This is a genomic window from Haloferax sulfurifontis ATCC BAA-897 (assembly GCF_000337835.1).
GTDB classification, from domain to species: Archaea; Halobacteriota; Halobacteria; order Halobacteriales; family Haloferacaceae; genus Haloferax; species Haloferax denitrificans.
In genome coordinates, this window is the sequence record NZ_AOLM01000003.1 from 256,141 (window position 1) to 272,011 (window position 15,871).

Annotated in this window: 18 protein-coding genes; 12 read left to right on the top strand and 6 right to left on the bottom strand. The window is 68.7% G+C overall.

Translation table 11 applies throughout. The features are described 5' to 3' along the window. Window positions 1–53: 53 nt before the first annotated feature. Both C441_RS02200 and C441_RS02205 read right to left on the bottom strand, forming a co-directional pair. Window positions 54–452, bottom strand: a complete 399-nt coding sequence (locus C441_RS02200; RefSeq protein ID WP_007273585.1) for an OsmC family protein — start codon at window positions 450–452, stop codon at window positions 54–56. Window positions 453–556: 104 nt separating this feature from the next. Next, complete coding sequence (locus C441_RS02205) at window positions 557–1,273, bottom strand: metal-dependent hydrolase (RefSeq protein WP_004968057.1); 717 nt, start codon at window positions 1,271–1,273, stop codon at window positions 557–559. Between the two features lie 330 nt (window positions 1,274–1,603). Here C441_RS02205 and C441_RS02210 point away from each other — a divergent pair, with 330 nt between their 5' ends. From C441_RS02210 to tpiA, 12 genes are all read left to right on the top strand, one after another. After that, window positions 1,604–2,335, top strand: a complete 732-nt coding sequence (locus C441_RS02210) for a fumarylacetoacetate hydrolase family protein (protein ID WP_007273586.1) — start codon at window positions 1,604–1,606, stop codon at window positions 2,333–2,335. 48 nt (window positions 2,336–2,383) lie between these two features. Continuing rightward, a complete protein-coding gene (locus tag C441_RS02215) occupies window positions 2,384–2,788 on the top strand; it encodes a DUF1648 domain-containing protein (protein ID WP_007273587.1) in 405 nt (134 codons plus the stop codon). A gap of 27 nt (window positions 2,789–2,815) precedes the next feature. Beyond that, window positions 2,816–3,433 carry a gluconate 2-dehydrogenase subunit 3 family protein gene (locus C441_RS02220; RefSeq protein WP_007273588.1) on the top strand — a complete coding sequence of 206 codons (618 nt, stop codon included), beginning with the start codon at window positions 2,816–2,818 and terminating at the stop codon, window positions 3,431–3,433. Beyond that, entirely contained in the window at window positions 3,426–5,006 is a 1,581-nt protein-coding gene (locus tag C441_RS02225) for a GMC family oxidoreductase (RefSeq protein WP_007273589.1), read from the top strand. Before C441_RS02220 ends, C441_RS02225 begins: the two co-directional genes overlap by 8 nt. A gap of 78 nt (window positions 5,007–5,084) precedes the next feature. Next, entirely contained in the window at window positions 5,085–6,170 is a 1,086-nt protein-coding gene (gene hisC, locus C441_RS02230) for a histidinol-phosphate transaminase (RefSeq protein WP_007273590.1), read from the top strand. After that, the gene (locus C441_RS02235; protein ID WP_007273591.1) at window positions 6,167–6,676 is read left to right on the top strand and encodes an adenylate kinase family protein; all 510 of its coding nucleotides are present in this window, start codon (window positions 6,167–6,169) and stop codon (window positions 6,674–6,676) included. Before hisC ends, C441_RS02235 begins: the two co-directional genes overlap by 4 nt. Then, window positions 6,673–7,275, top strand: coding sequence for a CDP-alcohol phosphatidyltransferase family protein (locus tag C441_RS02240; protein ID WP_007273592.1), 603 nt, complete (start codon window positions 6,673–6,675; stop codon window positions 7,273–7,275). The genes C441_RS02235 and C441_RS02240 overlap by 4 nt, the downstream gene beginning before the upstream one ends. A gap of 296 nt (window positions 7,276–7,571) precedes the next feature. Next, a complete protein-coding gene (locus C441_RS19785; RefSeq protein WP_167321006.1) occupies window positions 7,572–7,715 on the top strand; it encodes a hypothetical protein in 144 nt (47 codons plus the stop codon). Beyond that, entirely contained in the window at window positions 7,715–9,145 is a 1,431-nt protein-coding gene (locus C441_RS02245; RefSeq protein WP_007273593.1) for a sensor histidine kinase, read from the top strand. The genes C441_RS19785 and C441_RS02245 overlap by 1 nt, the downstream gene beginning before the upstream one ends. Window positions 9,146–9,199: 54 nt before the next feature. Beyond that, window positions 9,200–9,637 carry a hypothetical protein gene (locus tag C441_RS02250; protein ID WP_007273594.1) on the top strand — a complete coding sequence of 146 codons (438 nt, stop codon included), beginning with the start codon at window positions 9,200–9,202 and terminating at the stop codon, window positions 9,635–9,637. 101 nt (window positions 9,638–9,738) lie between these two features. Continuing rightward, a complete protein-coding gene (locus C441_RS18790; RefSeq protein ID WP_081909201.1) occupies window positions 9,739–10,260 on the top strand; it encodes a multiprotein bridging factor aMBF1 in 522 nt (173 codons plus the stop codon). Window positions 10,261–10,427: 167 nt separating this feature from the next. Further along, complete coding sequence (gene tpiA / locus C441_RS02265) at window positions 10,428–11,072, top strand: triose-phosphate isomerase (protein WP_004043637.1); 645 nt, start codon at window positions 10,428–10,430, stop codon at window positions 11,070–11,072. A gap of 54 nt (window positions 11,073–11,126) precedes the next feature. Here tpiA and C441_RS02270 read toward each other — a convergent pair whose 3' ends face one another. From C441_RS02270 to C441_RS02285, 4 genes are all read right to left on the bottom strand, one after another. Beyond that, on the bottom strand, window positions 11,127–12,884 hold the full coding sequence (locus C441_RS02270) for a helicase HerA domain-containing protein (RefSeq protein ID WP_007273595.1): 1,758 nt from the start codon (window positions 12,882–12,884) through the stop codon (window positions 11,127–11,129). 63 nt (window positions 12,885–12,947) lie between these two features. Further along, window positions 12,948–14,288, bottom strand: coding sequence for a DNA polymerase IV (gene dinB, locus C441_RS02275; RefSeq protein WP_007273596.1), 1,341 nt, complete (start codon window positions 14,286–14,288; stop codon window positions 12,948–12,950). 98 nt (window positions 14,289–14,386) lie between these two features. Then, a complete protein-coding gene (gene lrpA1 / locus C441_RS02280) occupies window positions 14,387–14,815 on the bottom strand; it encodes an HTH-type transcriptional regulator LrpA1 (RefSeq protein WP_004968072.1) in 429 nt (142 codons plus the stop codon). Between the two features lie 117 nt (window positions 14,816–14,932). After that, a complete protein-coding gene (locus C441_RS02285) occupies window positions 14,933–15,871 on the bottom strand; it encodes a thiamine pyrophosphate-dependent enzyme (RefSeq protein WP_004043633.1) in 939 nt (312 codons plus the stop codon).

Consider the following 15,871-nt stretch of genomic DNA (forward strand, 5'->3'; position numbering starts at 1 on the left):
TCGATTTCTGCGAAAGAATGCGAGTGCGTGTCGGCGCGGGCCGCGAGCGACGCTTAGAACGCGTCGCCGACGACGGTCACGTCGGCCTGAAGCTCGTCGCGGAGCGCGTCGTGGACGTGGCAGATGTCCTCGGCGAGTTCCGCGATTTCGGCGAACTCGTCGTCCGAGAGGTCGGACTCCACGTAGACGTCGAAGCTGATGCTCGTGAGGTCGTCGCCGTCGTCGAGGTCGGCGTCGGCGTCGATCTGGACCTTACCGAGGTCGTCGAAGCCCGTCTTCTGACCGCCGACGCGGAACGCGGGGAGGAAACAGGAGGCGTACGTCGCGACGAGCGCGGCGTTCGGGTTCGGTCCCGTCTCGTCGGTGGCGTCGATCTGGAGGTCGAAGTCGCCGACCTGGCTCGTGCATGCGAAACCTTCCTCGCTGACAGTAGAGGTCTGGATGTCGGACATTCACTCCGAAGGAAGGAGCGACCGACCCTAAAAGTTCCTCAATAGGACAACGGTGTGCACAAGCGCCGACCCCAAAACGGGTCGCCGCCGACCGGGGCGCGGGGTTATTCGAGCGTGAACGACTCGTCGCCGTCGAGGGCGTGGACCTCGGCGTGACTGCCGGCGGCCTTGACCTCGCGCTCGAAGTCGCGCACGTCGATTTCGATGGCCGGGAACGTGTTGTAGTGCATCGGGAACACGTGGTCGACGTCGAGCCAGTCGGCGGCGATTGCGCCCTGCCACGGGCCCATCGTGTAGTGGTCGCCGACCGGGAGCGCGGCCGCGTCGGGTTCGAAGTACGCGCCGAAAATCTCGCGCATGTCGGTCATGAGCCCCGTGTCGCCGGCGTGGTAGAACGTCGTGGAGTCGGCGTCGGACTCCTGTGTCGGCACCGTGTCGCTGATCATGTAGCCGCCCGGCATGCCGGCCTCGTGCTCGTAGCCGGTGTTGATGCCGTTCGTGTGGTCGGCGCGGACCATCGTGACGAACGCGTCGCCGAGTTCGACCGTCCCGCCGATGTTCATCCCGATGGTGTCGTCGACGCCCATCTCGGCTTCGACGTAGCCGGTGAGTTCGGGCGTGCCGACGACCGTCGCGCCGTCGAACTCGCCTGCGTGGGCGATGTGGTCCGCGTGCCCGTGGGTGAGAAGCACGTAGTCCGGTGTCTCCACGTCGCTCGGGTCGAGAGACGTGGCGGGGTTGTCGAAAAAGGGGTCGATGAGAAGCGAGGTGTCTCCGACCGTGACGTACCACGTCGAGTGACCGTGCCAGGTGAGTTCCATAGCGCCCGAAACTACACGCGAAATACACAAAAAGCTATTCGCAGGGGGCGGTGTGACCGCTTTTCGGCGGGCGCGCTCGTCGGCGGGTCGCGGCGAGGCTCGCCGGATGTTTCGCGGCGACGGTCGGCGAGACGGCCCCGCCGCTCTCGCGTCGAGTTCGACAGCAGAATCGGCCGCCGGAGTCCACTCGAACGAACTGTCCGGGGCGGCCGATACAGGTCCGTCATCCCACGACTACAAAAGCGATGAGAATCGTGCAAGAACGTCGCACGTCACTGGCTGTCTCGCGCGATGTAAAAGCCTATCACGCCCCCCACCGAGGCGTGGGGCATGCATCACGTTCGATTCCGCGACCCCGCGGGCGCAGTGCGAACCGGTGAATGGCACGGCGATTCCGTCTCGTTCGGCGGCGAGGGCTACGACCTCGACGAGGTCGACGTGCTCCCCCCGTGCGAGCCGTCGAAAATCGTCTGTATCGGCCGCAACTACGCCAAGCACGCCGAGGAGCGCGACGAGGAGGTCCCCGACCGGCCGCTTTTGTTCCTCAAGCCGCCGAACGCGGTCGCCGGCCACGGCGACACCGTGACGCTCCCCGCGGGCAAGGAGAACGTCGAACACGAGGCCGAACTCGCGGTCGTCATCGGCGAGCAGTGCCGGAACGTCGCGCCCGAGGACGCCGAGGACGTCATCGCGGGCTACACCGTCATGAACGACGTGTCCAACCGCGACGACCAGGACATCGAGACGAACTGGGTCCGCGGGAAGGCGTTCGACGGCTCCGCCCCGCTCGGGCCGGTCCTCGCCGACCCCGACCACCTCCCCGACGACGCGAGCATCTCGCTTCGCGTGAACGGCGAGACGCGACAGGACTCCAGCATCGAACACCTCATCTTCTCGATTCCCGACCTCGTCGCCGAAATCACGACCTACATGACGCTCGAAGCCGGCGACGTCATCTCGACGGGGACGCCCGAGGGCGTCGGCCCGCTGGAAGACGGCGACCACGTCGAAGTCGAAGTCGAGGGCGTCGGCGTCCTCGAACACGACGTGCGACAGGACTGAGCGCGACCGTCAGCGCGTTTTTTCATCGCCGAGTCACAACCCGGCCGTATGCGCGCCCCTCGGTTGACACTCGTCGGCGTCGCGATACTCGCGCTCAGCGCCGTCGCGGGCGTCGCGGCCCTCCCCGTGCTCCCCTCCTCGGTCGCGATTCATTTCGGCGGCGGCGACCCCGACTCCGTCGTCACCGCCCCGCTCGGCGTGCTTCTCGTCCCGGTCATCGGCCTCGGCGCGCTCCTCGTCACCCGGTTCGCCCGGGCGGCGGGACGCGGAGCCAGCGTTCCGCCCGTCTTCGACTCGGTACTGGCGACGTTCCTCGCGTACGTGCAGGCGCTCGTCCTCGCGTACAACCTCGGCGCGCGGTTCGATATGCTCGTCGCGGTCGTCCCCGCCGTCGTCACGTTCGGCGTCGTCGCCGTCGTCCTCGACCGCGCGGGCCGAGAGGACAAGGCCTAAGATTAGGCTGGCCTAATCCCCCGTCGAATGCGCCTGACCCGACGGGACGCGCTGGCCGTGCTCGCCGGTCTCGGCGTCACCGCCGGGGCCGTCTCGCTGACGCAGTTCGACCCGTCGACCGCCGATTCGACCGGTGAGGGGCGCGGTTCGGGCGGCGAGCGCGGTGGTGACGGCGACGGTGACACCCCACCGACCGCGGTGCGCGAGACGATGGTCGCCGCCGGCGAGGTGGTCTACCCGAGCGCCGTCGAAGGAATACCCGAGTTCGTCGAGACCTACGTCGTCGGCCGCGCCCGCGACGACGCGCGCCGGGATACGATGGTCGACGCCGTGGCCGAGTTAGACGGCGTGGCCCGCGACTGGGAGAACGCGGCCTTCGCCGACCTGCCGGCGGGCGACCGCGACCGCCTCCTGCGCGAACTCGGCGTCAACACCGCCGACCCGGTTCCGGACGGGACGCTCTCGGAGCGCCTCCGGTTTCACGTCGTGAACGAACTGCTGTACGCCTTCTACGCCTCGCCGACCGGCGGCCGCCTCGTCGGCATCGAGAACCCCATCGGCCACCCCGGCGGAACCGAGAGCTACCGGCGGGCGACGATGGACGGGGGCGAGGCAACCGACTCCGGCGGTGAGAGCGATGGATAGAACCCCCGTCTCAGACGCCGACGTGTGTATCGTCGGTGCCGGCCCGGCCGGCGGCATCGTGGCCCATCGACTCGCCGAGTCGGGGGCGTCGGTCGTCGTCCTCGAAGCCGGGCCGCGGTTCGACGGCGACAGGCGGGAGCAACTGGAACGGCACATCCGCCCCGGCCTCGGCGGCCCGTGGGAGATGGGCGGCCCGCGGGACGCGTTTTCCTCCTCCGGCGAGTCGTTCTACCCGCTGAACGCCGCCCGCGTGAAGGGCGTCGGCGGGACGACGCTCCACTGGCAGGGGATGGTGATGCGCCTCCACGAGCGCGACTTCGAACTCGACGCCAGACACGGCGTCGGGGCGGACTGGCCCATCGGCTACGACGACCTCCGGCCGTACTACGCCGCCGCGGAGCGCGAGTTGGGCGTCGCCGGCGCGGCCGACAACCCCTACGCGCCGCCGCGGGACGAGCCCTATCCGCTTCCCGCCTTCCGGCCGTCGCACTCGGACTCCATCTTCGCCGAGGCCTGCGAACGCCTCGGCATCGACATGCACTCGGTGGGCAACGCCCGCAACTCCGAACCCTACGACGGCCGGTCGCCCTGCGTCGGCTACGGGACGTGCAAGCCGGTGTGTCCATCCGGCGCGAAGTACACCGCCGAGTCCCACGTCGAGAAGGCCGAAGCCGCCGGCGCGCGGGTCATCGACCGGGCGCGGGTCCGGCGACTCGAACACGACGCGGCCGGCGAGCGCGTCGTCGCCGCGGCGTACACGACGCCCGACGGCGAGACCCACAGGCAGACGGCGACCCAGTTCGTCCTCGCCTGCGGCGGCGTCGAGAACGTCAGACTGCTCCTGCTGTCCGACTCCGACCGCTATCCCGACGGCCTCGCCAACTCCTCGGGGGCGGTCGGACGGTACTTCATGGACCACCTGTTCGCCGGGGCGGGCGGCCGCCTCGACCGGCCCACGCGGCAGAACCACGTCGGCTTCAACACCAGCGAGTGCCACCAGTTCTACGACGACGCCGACCCGGTCAACGGCCTCAAACTGGAGTTTCTCAACTACGCCGGCCCGTCGCCCGTCATCGACGCCCTCCACGCCGACACGTGGGGCGACGACCTGCGCGACCAGTTGGACGAGCGCTACGGCACGCACGTCTCGATGGGCGCGCTGGTCGAACAGCTCCCCCGCGAGGACAACTACGTCGGCCTCGACCCCGAGACGACCGACGACCTCGGCGACCCCGTCCCCGAGATACACTGGTCGGTCGGCGAGCGGACGAGGGCCGCGCTCTCGCGGGCCAACGAGATTCAGACGCGGGTGCTGGACGAACTCGGCGTCGAGGACCGCTGGACCGTCGGCTCCGACGAGACCGGCCCCGCGTACCACCACATGGGGACGACGCGGATGGGCGACGACCCCGAATCGAGCGTCGTCGACGCCGACTGCCGCGCGCACGACCTCGGCAACCTCTGGATTTCGGGGTCGAGCGTCTTCCCGACCGGCGGCGCGATGAACCCGACGCTCACCATCGCGGCGCTCTCCGTTCGGCTCGCCGAGTCGCTTCGGGCGGAACTCGGATGACGGCTGTCGGCGCGTCCTTTCGGTCTGCGGCGACCCGGAGTACGCACGCTTAAGAACCGCGACCCGCATTTTCCGACCATGCAACCACGGGACCTCTCCGCGCACGCTCCCTACGTACCCGGCCGCGGGACAGAGGAGGTCGCCCGCGAACTCGGGATGGACCCCGAGGACCTGACGAAACTCTCCTCGAACGAGAACCCCCACGGCCCGAGCCCGAAGGCGGTCGCCGCCATCGAAGACGCCGCGCCGACCGTGAGCGTCTACCCGAAGACCGCCCACACGGACCTGACCGAGCGCCTCGCCGAGAAGTGGGGCCTCGCGCCCGAACAGGTGTGGGTGTCGCCCGGCGCGGACGGCTCTATCGACTACCTGACCCGCGCGATGCTCGAACCGGACGACCGGATTCTCGAACCCGCGCCCGGCTTTTCGTACTACTCGATGAGCGCCCGCTACCACCACGGCGACGCCGTCCAGTACGAGGTGTCGAAGGGCGACGGCTTCGAGCAGACCGCCGACCTCGTCCTCGACGCCTACGACGGCGAGCGCATGGTCTACCTCACGACGCCGCACAACCCGACGGGCTCCGTGCTCCCGCGGGACGAACTCGTCGAACTCGCCGAGTCCGTCGAGGACCACACGCTCCTCGTCGTCGACGAGGCCTACGGCGAGTTCGCCGAGGAGCCGTCGGCCATCGACCTCCTCTCGGAGTACGACAACGTCGCGGTCCTGCGGACGTTCTCGAAGGCGTACGGGCTGGCCGGCCTCCGCATCGGCTACGCCTGCGTGCCCGAGGCGTGGGCCGACGCCTACGCCCGCGTGAACACCCCGTTCGCCGCCAGCGAAGTCGCCTGCCGCGCCGCGCTCGCCGCGCTCGGCGACGAGGCACACGTCGAGAAGTCCGTCGAGTCGGCCCGGTGGTCCCGCGACTACCTCCGCGAACACCTCGACGCGCCGACGTGGGAAAGCGAGGGCAACTTCGTCCTCGCCGAGGTCGGCGACGCCACCGCCGTCACCGAGGCCGCCCAGCGCGAGGGCGTCATCGTCCGCGACTGCGGGAGCTTCGGCCTGCCGGAGTGCATCCGCGTCTCCTGCGGCACCGAAGCCCAGACGAAGCGCGCCGTGGACGTGCTCAACCGCGTCGTCTCGGAGGTGCCGCCGGCGTGAGAGTCGTCGTCACCGGCACGCCCGGCACCGGCAAGACCACGGCGACAGAGCGCGTCGCCGCCGACCTCGACCTCGACGTGGTCCACCTCAACCGACTCGTCAAAGACGAGGGCCTCTGGACCGAGCGCGACGAGGACCGCGACACGCTCGTCGTCGACCTCGACGCCGCCCGCGACGAACTCGGCGACTGGGACGGCATCGTCGAGAGCCACCTCGCACACCACTTCGAGGCCGACCGCGTGGTCGTGCTTCGGTGTCGCCCCGACATCCTCGAACAGCGCCTCCTCGACCGCGGCGAGTCGGAGGCCAAAGCGCGCGAGAACCGCGAGTCCGAGGCGCTCGACGTGATTCTCGGCGAGGCCGTCGAGTTCCACGGCGAGGATTCGGTGTACGAAATCGACACGACCGACCGCGACCCCGACGCCGTCGCCGGCGACATCGCGGCGGTCGTCGCGGGCGAGCGCGACCCCTCGGCGGGGACCGTCGACTTCATCGAGTATCTATGACGCTCGACCAGTACCGCGACACCGCCGACAAACTGCTCGCCCCGTTCGTCTCCGTCGCCGACGCGGTCGGCCTCTCGCCGAACGGCGTGAGCGTCGTCGCGTTCGGGTTCGCCGTCGCCGCCGGCGTCGCCTTCGGCCTCGCCGACCCGCTTTGGTACGGTCTCGGCGCGGTGTTCGTCTTCTGTAACGGCTGGCTCGACCTCGTGGACGGCGCGCTCGCCCGCGAGCAGGGCGTCTCCTCGAAGGCCGGCGACCTGCTGGACCACGTGCTCGACCGCTACGCCGACATCGTCGTCCTCGTCGGCCTCGCCGCCGGCATCGACTCGTTCGCGCTGGGCCTCGCGGCCGTCACGGGCGTCCTCATGACCTCCTACCTCGGCACGCAGATTCAGGCGGTCGGCCTCGGGCGCGCCTACGGCGGCCTCGTCGGACGCGCCGACCGGCTGGCGCTCATGGGCCTCGTCGGCCTCGCGGCCGCCGTCTATCCCGACGCAGTCGGGGGACTGACGCTCGTCGGCTGGCTCCTCGTGTTCTTCGCCGTCGTCGGCCACCTCACCGCAGTCCAACGGTTCTGGGGCGCGTGGGGCGACCTGACCTGATCGGAATCACCCGACTCGACCACCAGAGCCCACCCGACGGACCTCTAATCCCTCGAACCGGTCGCGTCTGCGCTTTCCGCTGATTCGTTTCGAGAGACCGTGTTCACTCGCAAGCGGGTAGTCTCCCCCAGCCCTGCGTGTGGATGTTGCCCGCTAAACCAGATTTATATGATTGAAATTATCACTGGTTACCATCTTCAAATGGTTCTGAATTACACCACACGTCGTCTGAATCGGCTACGATTCCAGAGTCAGCTTCGGTTATGTTCAGTTTTGAATCTGGGGTGTGTGCGGCCGTGACGTGCTCGGAACAGGGCGGCCTCAGCGCGGGGGCCACCCCGAGACGCACCGAGGGGACCGAGACGCAGGCCGACGTCTCCGAGGCGACCCGCCGACTCCGAACGCGGGACCGACCGCCGTACGCGACGCTCGTCGACTGATGTTCGTCCTCGACGCGGCGGGAACCGTAATTCACGCGAGCGACGAGTTCGCGGCGCATCTCGGCGCGGACGCCGCGGCGCTCCGGGGGCGACCGCTTTCCGGCTTCGTCGCCGACGGCGACTGGCCGGACGTTCGCGGGACGCTCGACGCCGTGCGAAGGGCGAGCGGGTGGGAGAATCATCGGTGCCGCTGTCGGCTCTCGGGGGGGAGCGGCGGGACCGCGGCCCGAGCCACCGAGGCCGAAGCCGACGTCGAAATCGAGTTCAGCCCGTATCCCGGGGGCGACGGCGGTGGAGGTGACGACGGCGGTGAGGGCGACGGATGCCGCGCCCCCGGCTCCGATACGGAGCGGGTCGTCGGCTCGCTCTGTCGCGAGCCGTCCGAGCCGACGACCGCGCGGCTACACACCGAGCGCGACCGCTTCGACCACCTGTTCGACCTCATCGACGACGCCGTCATCGAGTTCGAAATCGTCGGCATCGAGCCGGTCGTGCGGGCGGTCAATCCGGGGTTCGAGACCGTCTTCGGCTACGACGCCGCCGAGGTGCGCGGCGAGTCGCTCAACGACTTCATCGTCCCGCCGGACGCGGACGACGAGGCGGTCGACTTCGACCAGCGGACGGCCGACGGGAAGGCGAACCACGCCATCGTCACCCGGCAGACCGCGTGGGGCAGACGGGAGTTCCTCTACCGCGGCATCCCCTACAGCCGCGGCGACGGGAAGCAGTACGGGTTTTCCATCTACTCCGACATCACCAGCCAGCGCCGGGCCAGAGAGCACCTGCAGGTGCTCCAGCGCGTCCTCCGGCACAACCTCAGAAACGAGATGAACGTCGTCCTCGGCATGGCCGAGGAGATACGCGAGGCGACGACGGACCCGCGCGTCGACCACGCGGCCGTGCGAATCGCCAAGCACACCGAAACCCTCCTGCGGGTCAGCGAGAAGGCTCGTACCGCCGCCGCCGTCCTCGACGACCAGCGGCCCGACGAGGTGGTCGACGCGACCGAGACGGTCCGCGCCGTCGTCGAGCCGCGGCGGACTCGGTTCCCCGCCGCGACGTTCGACCTCGACCTCCCGCCGTCGCTCCCGGTCGCCGTCGGGCCGAAACTCGCGCAGGCGCTCGCCAACGTCGTGGAGAACGCGCTGGAACACACCCCCGACGACGTGACGGTCCGCATCGAGGCGAAGCGGTGCGAGAACGACGCGACGCTCCGCGTCAGCGACGACGGCGACGGCATCCCCGAAATCGAGTGGGCGGCCGTCTTCGGCGACGAGGACATCACGCAACTCAGCCACGGCTCCGGGCTGGGGCTGTGGGTCGTCAAGTGGGTCGTCGAGTCCGCGGGCGGCCGGGTCGACTACGACCGGCGCGACGGATGGAGCACCGTCGAACTGACGCTCCCGCTGGCGGACGAGGCGCGGTTCTGACTGTCCCGAAAGTCCACCAAAACCACTATTAGATGACACGAATAACGACGATTCGTGCCCTCCATCGTTCCGTCGCCCGCGGAGGCGACGCTGTTTTTCGTCCCGGTCGTCGTCCTCGTCGCCACGTCGCTTTGGGTCTCGCAGAACGCCGCCGCCCGCGGCCACGGCTTTCCGGACCTCCTCGGGGCGCTCGTCGCCTTCGTTCCGGTCGGACTGGTCGCGTACCTGCTGTTTTTCGTCAGCGGGTCGTCGAGGCGGCGACCGCCGTCGAGGACCGAACGCGCCGCGCTCGCCGTGATGCTCGCCGGTGTCTCCTCGTACGCCGGCGGCGCGTTCACGCTCCCGCCCGACCCGTTCACGCAGGGGCGCTGGCTCATCGTCGCGTTCGTCGCGCTCCTGCCGGTCTCGTACGTCGTCGTCTATCGGCGAGGCCACCGCGTCGTCACGCGACCCGTCCGTCGCCAGATTCGAGCGCGCATCGGGCACGAGTGACGCAGACGGTCGCGTTTCGGTCGCGTCAGTTGCGCCTCGGTCGCGTCGGGTTAGTGGCCGGTGGCGTGCCTTTTATACGCGGCGGGCGGGTACGTGAGTGTATGCCTCAGTGCGAGATGTGCGGCTCCGACCAAGCCTCTCTGAAGACTGTGAAGGTCGAAGGCGCAGAACTACAGCTGTGTGACGACTGCGCCGAGTTCGGCACGGAGGTCCGCACCGAGTCGACTTCCAGCGCGAGCACGAAGTACTCCACCTCCTCCTCGTCGGGCTCGAACTCCTCTCGCTCCTCGGGGTCGTCTTCCTCCTCGTCGTCGAAGCGGCGTCGCCGCGACATGTTCGACGACATGGACGAAATCGCGACCGACTACGACGACCGCATCCGGCAGGCACGGGAGTCCCGCGGAATGAGCCAAGAAGAGCTCGCCCAGTCGCTCAACGAGAAGGCGAGCCTCATCCGCAAGCTCGAACGCGGCGACATCATGCCGCCGGACTCCGTCCGGAAGAAAATCGAGCGCAAGCTCGACATCTCGCTCGTCGAAGGCGAAAGCGACGACGACTCCGAGTGGTCCGGCGGCGGCTCCACGACGACCACCCTCGGCGACGTGGTCAAGCGTAAGGACTGACTCGACCCGGCGACCGACGGCGACGCCGATTCCGCCGACCCGCCGCGGGAACGACGCGCCCGAGTCCCCGCCCCATTCATCACGATTTTCCGCCCGCGAGACGCCGTCTCGTGGCAATCGCGTCCCCGAAAACCAATTTATTAGTCTCGCCGGACCCGAGTTCGATTGTGTTCATCCTAGTCAACCTCAAGGCGTACCCGTGTGACCCCATCGAAGTCGCCACCGCCGCGCGCGACGTGGCCGAGGCGTCCGGCGTCCGCATCGCCGTCTCCCCGCAGGCGGCCGACATCTCCCGCGTCGCCGACACCGGCGTCGAGACGTGGGCCCAGCACGTCGACCCGAACGGCCACGGGAGCCACACCGGCAGTACCCTCGCCGAGGCCGTCGCCGAGGCCGGCGCGGTCGGCACGCTCATCAACCACTCCGAAAAGCGCCTGAAGCTCGCCGACATCGACGGCTCCGTACAGGCCGCCGAGCGAGCGGGCCTCGAAACCTGCGTCTGCGCCAACAACCCCGCACAAATCGGCGCGGTCTCCGCGCTCGGCCCCGACTCGGTCGCCGTCGAGCCGCCGGAACTCATCGGCGGCGACGTCTCCGTCGCGACGGCCGACCCCGGCATCGTCACCGACGCCGTCGACGCCGCGGCCAACGTCGACGAGGACGTCGAGGTCTACTGCGGCGCGGGCATCTCGACCGGCGACGACGTGGTGACCGCCGAGGAACTCGGCGCGTCCGGCATCCTGCTGGCCTCCGGCGTCGCCAAGGCCGACGACCCGCGCGCGGCGCTCGAAGACCTCGTCTCCGGGCTGTAAGCGCGTCGAAAAACCGCTCCGACTCCGACCGACGGCCCGCGTCGCGTCTCGCGTCTACTCGCCGTCGGCTTCTTCTTCGACGAACGACGCCTCGATAGCCGCGACCGTCTCCCGGAGTTCGTCCTCGTCCAAGAGGTCCGCGTACTCGTCGCTCACGAGGTCGGGGAGCGCGTACTCGTATTTCCCGCGGCCGGCGTGCCGGATGAACCCCGCCCGGCGAAGCGACCGATTTCGCCCGTAGGCGAGGTGCTGGTCGCCGGTCTCGCCGGCGGCGACGTGGGCGGCGAGCGGGTCGGAGACGCCGCGCTCGCGGTAGTGCGCGAGCATCCCGTGGTGGGCGTCGCCCAGCGCCTCGACGATGGCCGTCATGCGGTCGACGACGTCGCGGCGGCTCTCCGCGCCCGGCGCGGGGTGGAGTTCCGCCGGCTCGAAGTCGCCCATCTTGGCGTCAGCCAGCCACGACTCGTCGTCGGTCGGGTCGGCCGCCGCGTCGGCGGTGGTCGCGCCGTCGGCCGCCGCATCGTCGCGTTCCGAGAGCAGTCCGTGGGTCGGCCACGGCGGCCCGGAGGGCGCTTCGAGCGGCTGTCGGGGCGGCGCGTCGTCCGCGTTCCCGGTCCCGCCGTCGCCGTCGTAGGCGTCGCCGTCGGTCGCGGCGTCTGCCGGCTCGCCCTCGGCACGCTCGTTGTACTCGCCGAGCGCGGCCTGCTTTTCGGTGGGGCGATTGAGGTTGCGGCCGCCGCCGCGGTAGGGCGCTTCGGCCTTCTGGAACATCGCCTGCGCGAACTGGTCGGCCATCCGCGAGAGGTCCTGGGCCTCCTCTAACTCCCGTTCGAGCTGTCGAATCCGCGCGTCTTTCTTATCTAGCTCCTGTCTGAGGTCGGCGATGCGGCTCTCCTGTCTCGCCTTCTCGTCGGATATCTCCTTGAGGTCCGACACGAGGTCACCGTCGACGGACTTCAGGTCGGGGCGCTCGAAGTCGTCGAGGCCGGGCGTCGCGCCCGCGTCGAACGTCTGTTTCTTGTGGAACTGCACGCGTCGAATCGACTCGGACCAGTCGGTGACGAGAAAGCCCTCGCCGTTGCCCATGTCCTCGATGGCGTCGGCGTACTCCGAGCCGAGGATGCGTCCGACGACCTTGGTGTCGTTGCGCCACGTGAGGCGGTGCCAGACGAGCCAGTCGCACTGGGTGATGAAGTCCTTTTTCACGTCGGCGGGGCGCTGAGAGATGCCGACGACGCCGAGGCCGTGTTTTCGCCCGCGCTTTCCGATTTTGATGAGCATCTTGCCCGCCTCGTCCATCCCGCCCTTCTCGGGGATGTACTCGTGGCACTCCTCGATGAGCATCAAAAACGGCTTCTTGAGCTTCTTTTCCTTCGCGAAGAGGTGTTTTGCGACCTCCGTCACCAGTTCGTCGGAGGCCGCGTCGTCGAGGTAGCCGGACACGTCGAGGATGATGGGTACGTTCTGTTCGAGCGCGAGCGTGGCGAGTCGCTCCGCGTGCTCGGGGCTCACCTGAATGTCGCACTCGTCGTCGGCCCCGGCGTGGAGCAGTTCGAACTCCTGTTTGAGCCCGTAGTACTCGCCGTCGGTGTCGACGATGAGCACCGGGAAGTTCGCCGACAGCAGGTTCTCGATGATGACCGACGCCGTGTTCGACTTGCCCGACCCCGACTTGCCCGTGACGAACCCCCGGCCGGTGAGGATATCCACCACCGGCAGGTCGACCGTCGTCCCCGGCTCTTCGGTTCCCTCTCCCCCTGGACCGTCGCTGATCTCGGCGACCGAGATGGTTTCCGTCTCCGAATCCGTCATCCGGTTTGGTGGACTCCCTCGGACGCCATAGTTCCTCCCCCTCGCCCCGTCGCCCCCGCGAAGTCAGTCGAACTCGACGAGCGACGACTGACCGCCGCGCGAGGGGGTCTCACCGCCGGTGTTCGGTGGCTCGTCGTCACCGTCGTCGCCGGCGCTCGCTTCGGGTTCGTCGCCGACGCGGCCGTCGCCGTCGCCGTCACCACCGCCGTCCGCTCTGCCAGCCCCGGCGGACTCCCACCCGTCGAGACTCGACTGGTCGGCGTCCGCGAAGGAGAGCTTCGAGACGCGGACGCCGAGCTTTCTGACGGTCGTCTCTTCGAACTCGGCGTCGAGTAAGTCGAGCGCGACCGACTCGACGAGTTCGGGGTCGTCCACGGGCCCGGAGAGCGACGTGGCCCGCGTGTTGATGTCGAACGGCGGGACGACCACCTTGATACCGATGGTCCGGTACATCGCCCCGCGGGAGCGCGCGCGGTCGGCCACGTCGGCCGCGAGGGCGCGGACGACCTCCCGCTTGTCCTCGATGCCGTCGGTCGGCTCGGTGAACGCCGACTCCCGCGAGAGGCTCTTGGGCCGGCCCGTCGGCGTGACCGTCCGGTCGTCGTAGCCGCGCGCCCGCTCGTGGAGTTCGCGGCCGCGGGAGCCGAACTCGGCTTCGAGGACCGCGGCGTCGGCGTCGGCGAGGTCGCCCGCCGTCTCGATGCCGAGCGAGCCGAGCTTTCGGGCCGTGACGGGGCCGACGCCGTGGACCTCCTCGACCGGGATGGGCGCGAGAAAGGACCGCACCTCGCCGGGGCGGACGACGACCAACCCGTCGGGTTTGTCGAAGTCTGAGGCGATTTTCGCGGTCGACATATTGGGCGCGACGCCGATGGAGGCCGCGACGCCGACCTCGCGGGCGACGCGCTGTTTCACGTAGCGGGCGAAGCCCTCCGCCAGCGTCCGGTCGCCCGAGGCCGCGAGGTCCCACGCGGTCCGGTCTGTCACGTCGAGGTAGGCCTCGTCGATGCTCACCTCGCGGACCACGTCGGCGCAGTCGTGGAGAATCGCCTTCACGTCGGCGGCGACGCTCTTGTAGAAATCGAGGTCGACGGTGCGGTAGTGGCCCGCCGCCGCGGGGTCGTCGTCGGGGGCGAGACTCTCGATTCGCGGGAGTCGTTCGAGCGCCGTCGAAATCGGCTGGGCGCTCTCGACGCCGAACTCGCGGGCCTCGTAGCTCGCCGTGGCGACCGCGCCGTGGCCCTCGCCGGGTTCGTAGCCCATGCCGACGACGACCGGCTTCCCTTCGAGTTCGGGTTCGCGCAGGCGCTCGCAGGCGGCGTAAAAACAGTCCATGTCGACGTGAAGGACGATGCTGTCGGGACCGTCGTCGTCGGTCGTCCCCGGCAACGTCTCCTCCGCCATGGTCGAGGGGACGGGCGCGACGTACCTGAAGCTTCAGATAGCGCGGCGAAAGTAAACGGGCACGGAGGAACGCGGCGGGCCGGTCGCGGTCGGTCGCGTTACTTCAGTCGCTCTTGGAGGAACGAGGGGTGTGCGGCCGTGACGCCGTCGATAGACAGAATCTCGTCGGAGATGACGTCGCCGAGGGAGTCGCCGTCGACGGCGCGGACCTCGGCCATCAGCATGTGGTCGCCGGAGGAGGTGTACAGCGCCTCCACCGAGTCGAGTTCCTTGAGGATGCGCGTGACTTCGACGTAGCGCTCGCTCGTCGCGTCGATGCCGACCATGGCGATGGACTGCCCGGCGAGTTTCTTCGGGTCGATGTCGGCGGAGTAGCCGATGATGACGCCGTCGTCTTCGAGTTTGCGAATGTACTTTCGAACCGTCGGCTTCGACACGCCCGCCCGATCTGCAATCTGGGCGTACGACGCTTTCGCGTCTTCCTCCAAGACGGCGAGGATGCGTCCCTCCGTGGACGTGGTTTCCATGCCCGTTGGTTTTCTCACGGGAGAAAAATATCTTGCGAATCCGAAAAGGGTTCTCGGTCACATCGAACCGGCGCGGCTACCGGTCGGAAACCGAACGCCGAGACGGCGTCGGCGGCGTTACTTGTGCTTGTCGAGGAAGTTGTCGAACGTCCGCTCCCACTCGTAGGAGTCGTCGAAGTAGCGCTCCGCGAGCGGCTCTTCGGGCATCTCGCCGATGCGCTGTTTCTCCTGCTGGTAGGACGGGCGGTCTTCGTCGACGTAGTACCGGCCGGTGAGGACGGTGCCCTCGTGGAGGGCGTTCTCCGTCTCGAACATCATCTCGGAGGCCTCCGAGCGGTTCGTGTTATCGAACTCGTAGTCGTCGGAGTCGTTGATGTCGATGTACGGGACGTACTGACGGGCGTCCTTGTTCCACGTCGGACACTGCGTGAGGAAGTCGACGTGGGAGAAGCCGTCGTGCTGGATGGCTTCCACGATGATGTCCTTCGCCTGGTTCGGGTTGACGGCGGCCGTCCGCGCGACGTACGACGCCCCGGCGTTCAGGGACATCGACAGCGGGCGGAGCGGCGTCTTGGCCGAGCCGTGGGGCTGGGTCTTCGACTTGTGACCCATCGGCGACGTGGGCGAGGTCTGGCCCTTCGTGAGGCCGAAGATCTCGTTGTTGAACACGATGTAGGTGATGTCGTGGTTCTCACGAGCGGTGTGCATGAAGTGGTTGCCACCGATGCCGTAGCCGTCACCGTCGCCGCCGGCGGCGACCACGGTCAGGCCGGGGTTCGCCAGCTTCGCGGCGCGGGCGATGGGGAGCGAGCGGCCGTGGATAGTGTGGAAGCCGTAGCTGTTGAAGTAGCTGTTGAGCTTGCCGGAACAGCCGATACCGGTCGTCACCATCATCTCGTCGGGCGAGAGGCCGAGTTCGGCCGCCGCGCCCTTGAGCGCCTTGAGGACACCGAAGTCACCACAGCCCGGACACCACGTCGGCTGGGGTTCGAGTCCGGGGGTGAACTCGTTTTGATCCTGCTCCGTTTCTTCACCGATTGCGCTGAATGCACTCAT

What these genes read in the sequence shown, in the direction of transcription:
- C441_RS02200 (WP_007273585.1), bottom strand. Translation starts at nt 452, where the DNA reads ATGTCCGACATCCAGACCTCTACTGTCAGCGAGGAAGGTTTCGCATGC.
- C441_RS02205 (WP_004968057.1), bottom strand. Translation starts at nt 1,273, where the DNA reads ATGGAACTCACCTGGCACGGTCACTCGACGTGGTACGTCACGGTCGGA.
- C441_RS02210 (WP_007273586.1), top strand. Translation starts at nt 1,604, where the DNA reads ATGCATCACGTTCGATTCCGCGACCCCGCGGGCGCAGTGCGAACCGGT.
- C441_RS02215 (WP_007273587.1), top strand. Translation starts at nt 2,384, where the DNA reads ATGCGCGCCCCTCGGTTGACACTCGTCGGCGTCGCGATACTCGCGCTC.
- C441_RS02220 (WP_007273588.1), top strand. Translation starts at nt 2,816, where the DNA reads ATGCGCCTGACCCGACGGGACGCGCTGGCCGTGCTCGCCGGTCTCGGC.
- C441_RS02225 (WP_007273589.1), top strand. Translation starts at nt 3,426, where the DNA reads ATGGATAGAACCCCCGTCTCAGACGCCGACGTGTGTATCGTCGGTGCC.
- hisC (WP_007273590.1), top strand. Translation starts at nt 5,085, where the DNA reads ATGCAACCACGGGACCTCTCCGCGCACGCTCCCTACGTACCCGGCCGC.
- C441_RS02240 (WP_007273592.1), top strand. Translation starts at nt 6,673, where the DNA reads ATGACGCTCGACCAGTACCGCGACACCGCCGACAAACTGCTCGCCCCG.
- C441_RS02245 (WP_007273593.1), top strand. Translation starts at nt 7,715, where the DNA reads ATGTTCGTCCTCGACGCGGCGGGAACCGTAATTCACGCGAGCGACGAG.
- C441_RS18790 (WP_081909201.1), top strand. Translation starts at nt 9,739, where the DNA reads ATGCCTCAGTGCGAGATGTGCGGCTCCGACCAAGCCTCTCTGAAGACT.
- C441_RS02270 (WP_007273595.1), bottom strand. Translation starts at nt 12,884, where the DNA reads ATGACGGATTCGGAGACGGAAACCATCTCGGTCGCCGAGATCAGCGAC.
- dinB (WP_007273596.1), bottom strand. Translation starts at nt 14,288, where the DNA reads ATGGCGGAGGAGACGTTGCCGGGGACGACCGACGACGACGGTCCCGAC.
- lrpA1 (WP_004968072.1), bottom strand. Translation starts at nt 14,815, where the DNA reads ATGGAAACCACGTCCACGGAGGGACGCATCCTCGCCGTCTTGGAGGAA.
- C441_RS02285 (WP_004043633.1), bottom strand. Translation starts at nt 15,871, where the DNA reads ATGAGTGCATTCAGCGCAATCGGTGAAGAAACGGAGCAGGATCAAAAC.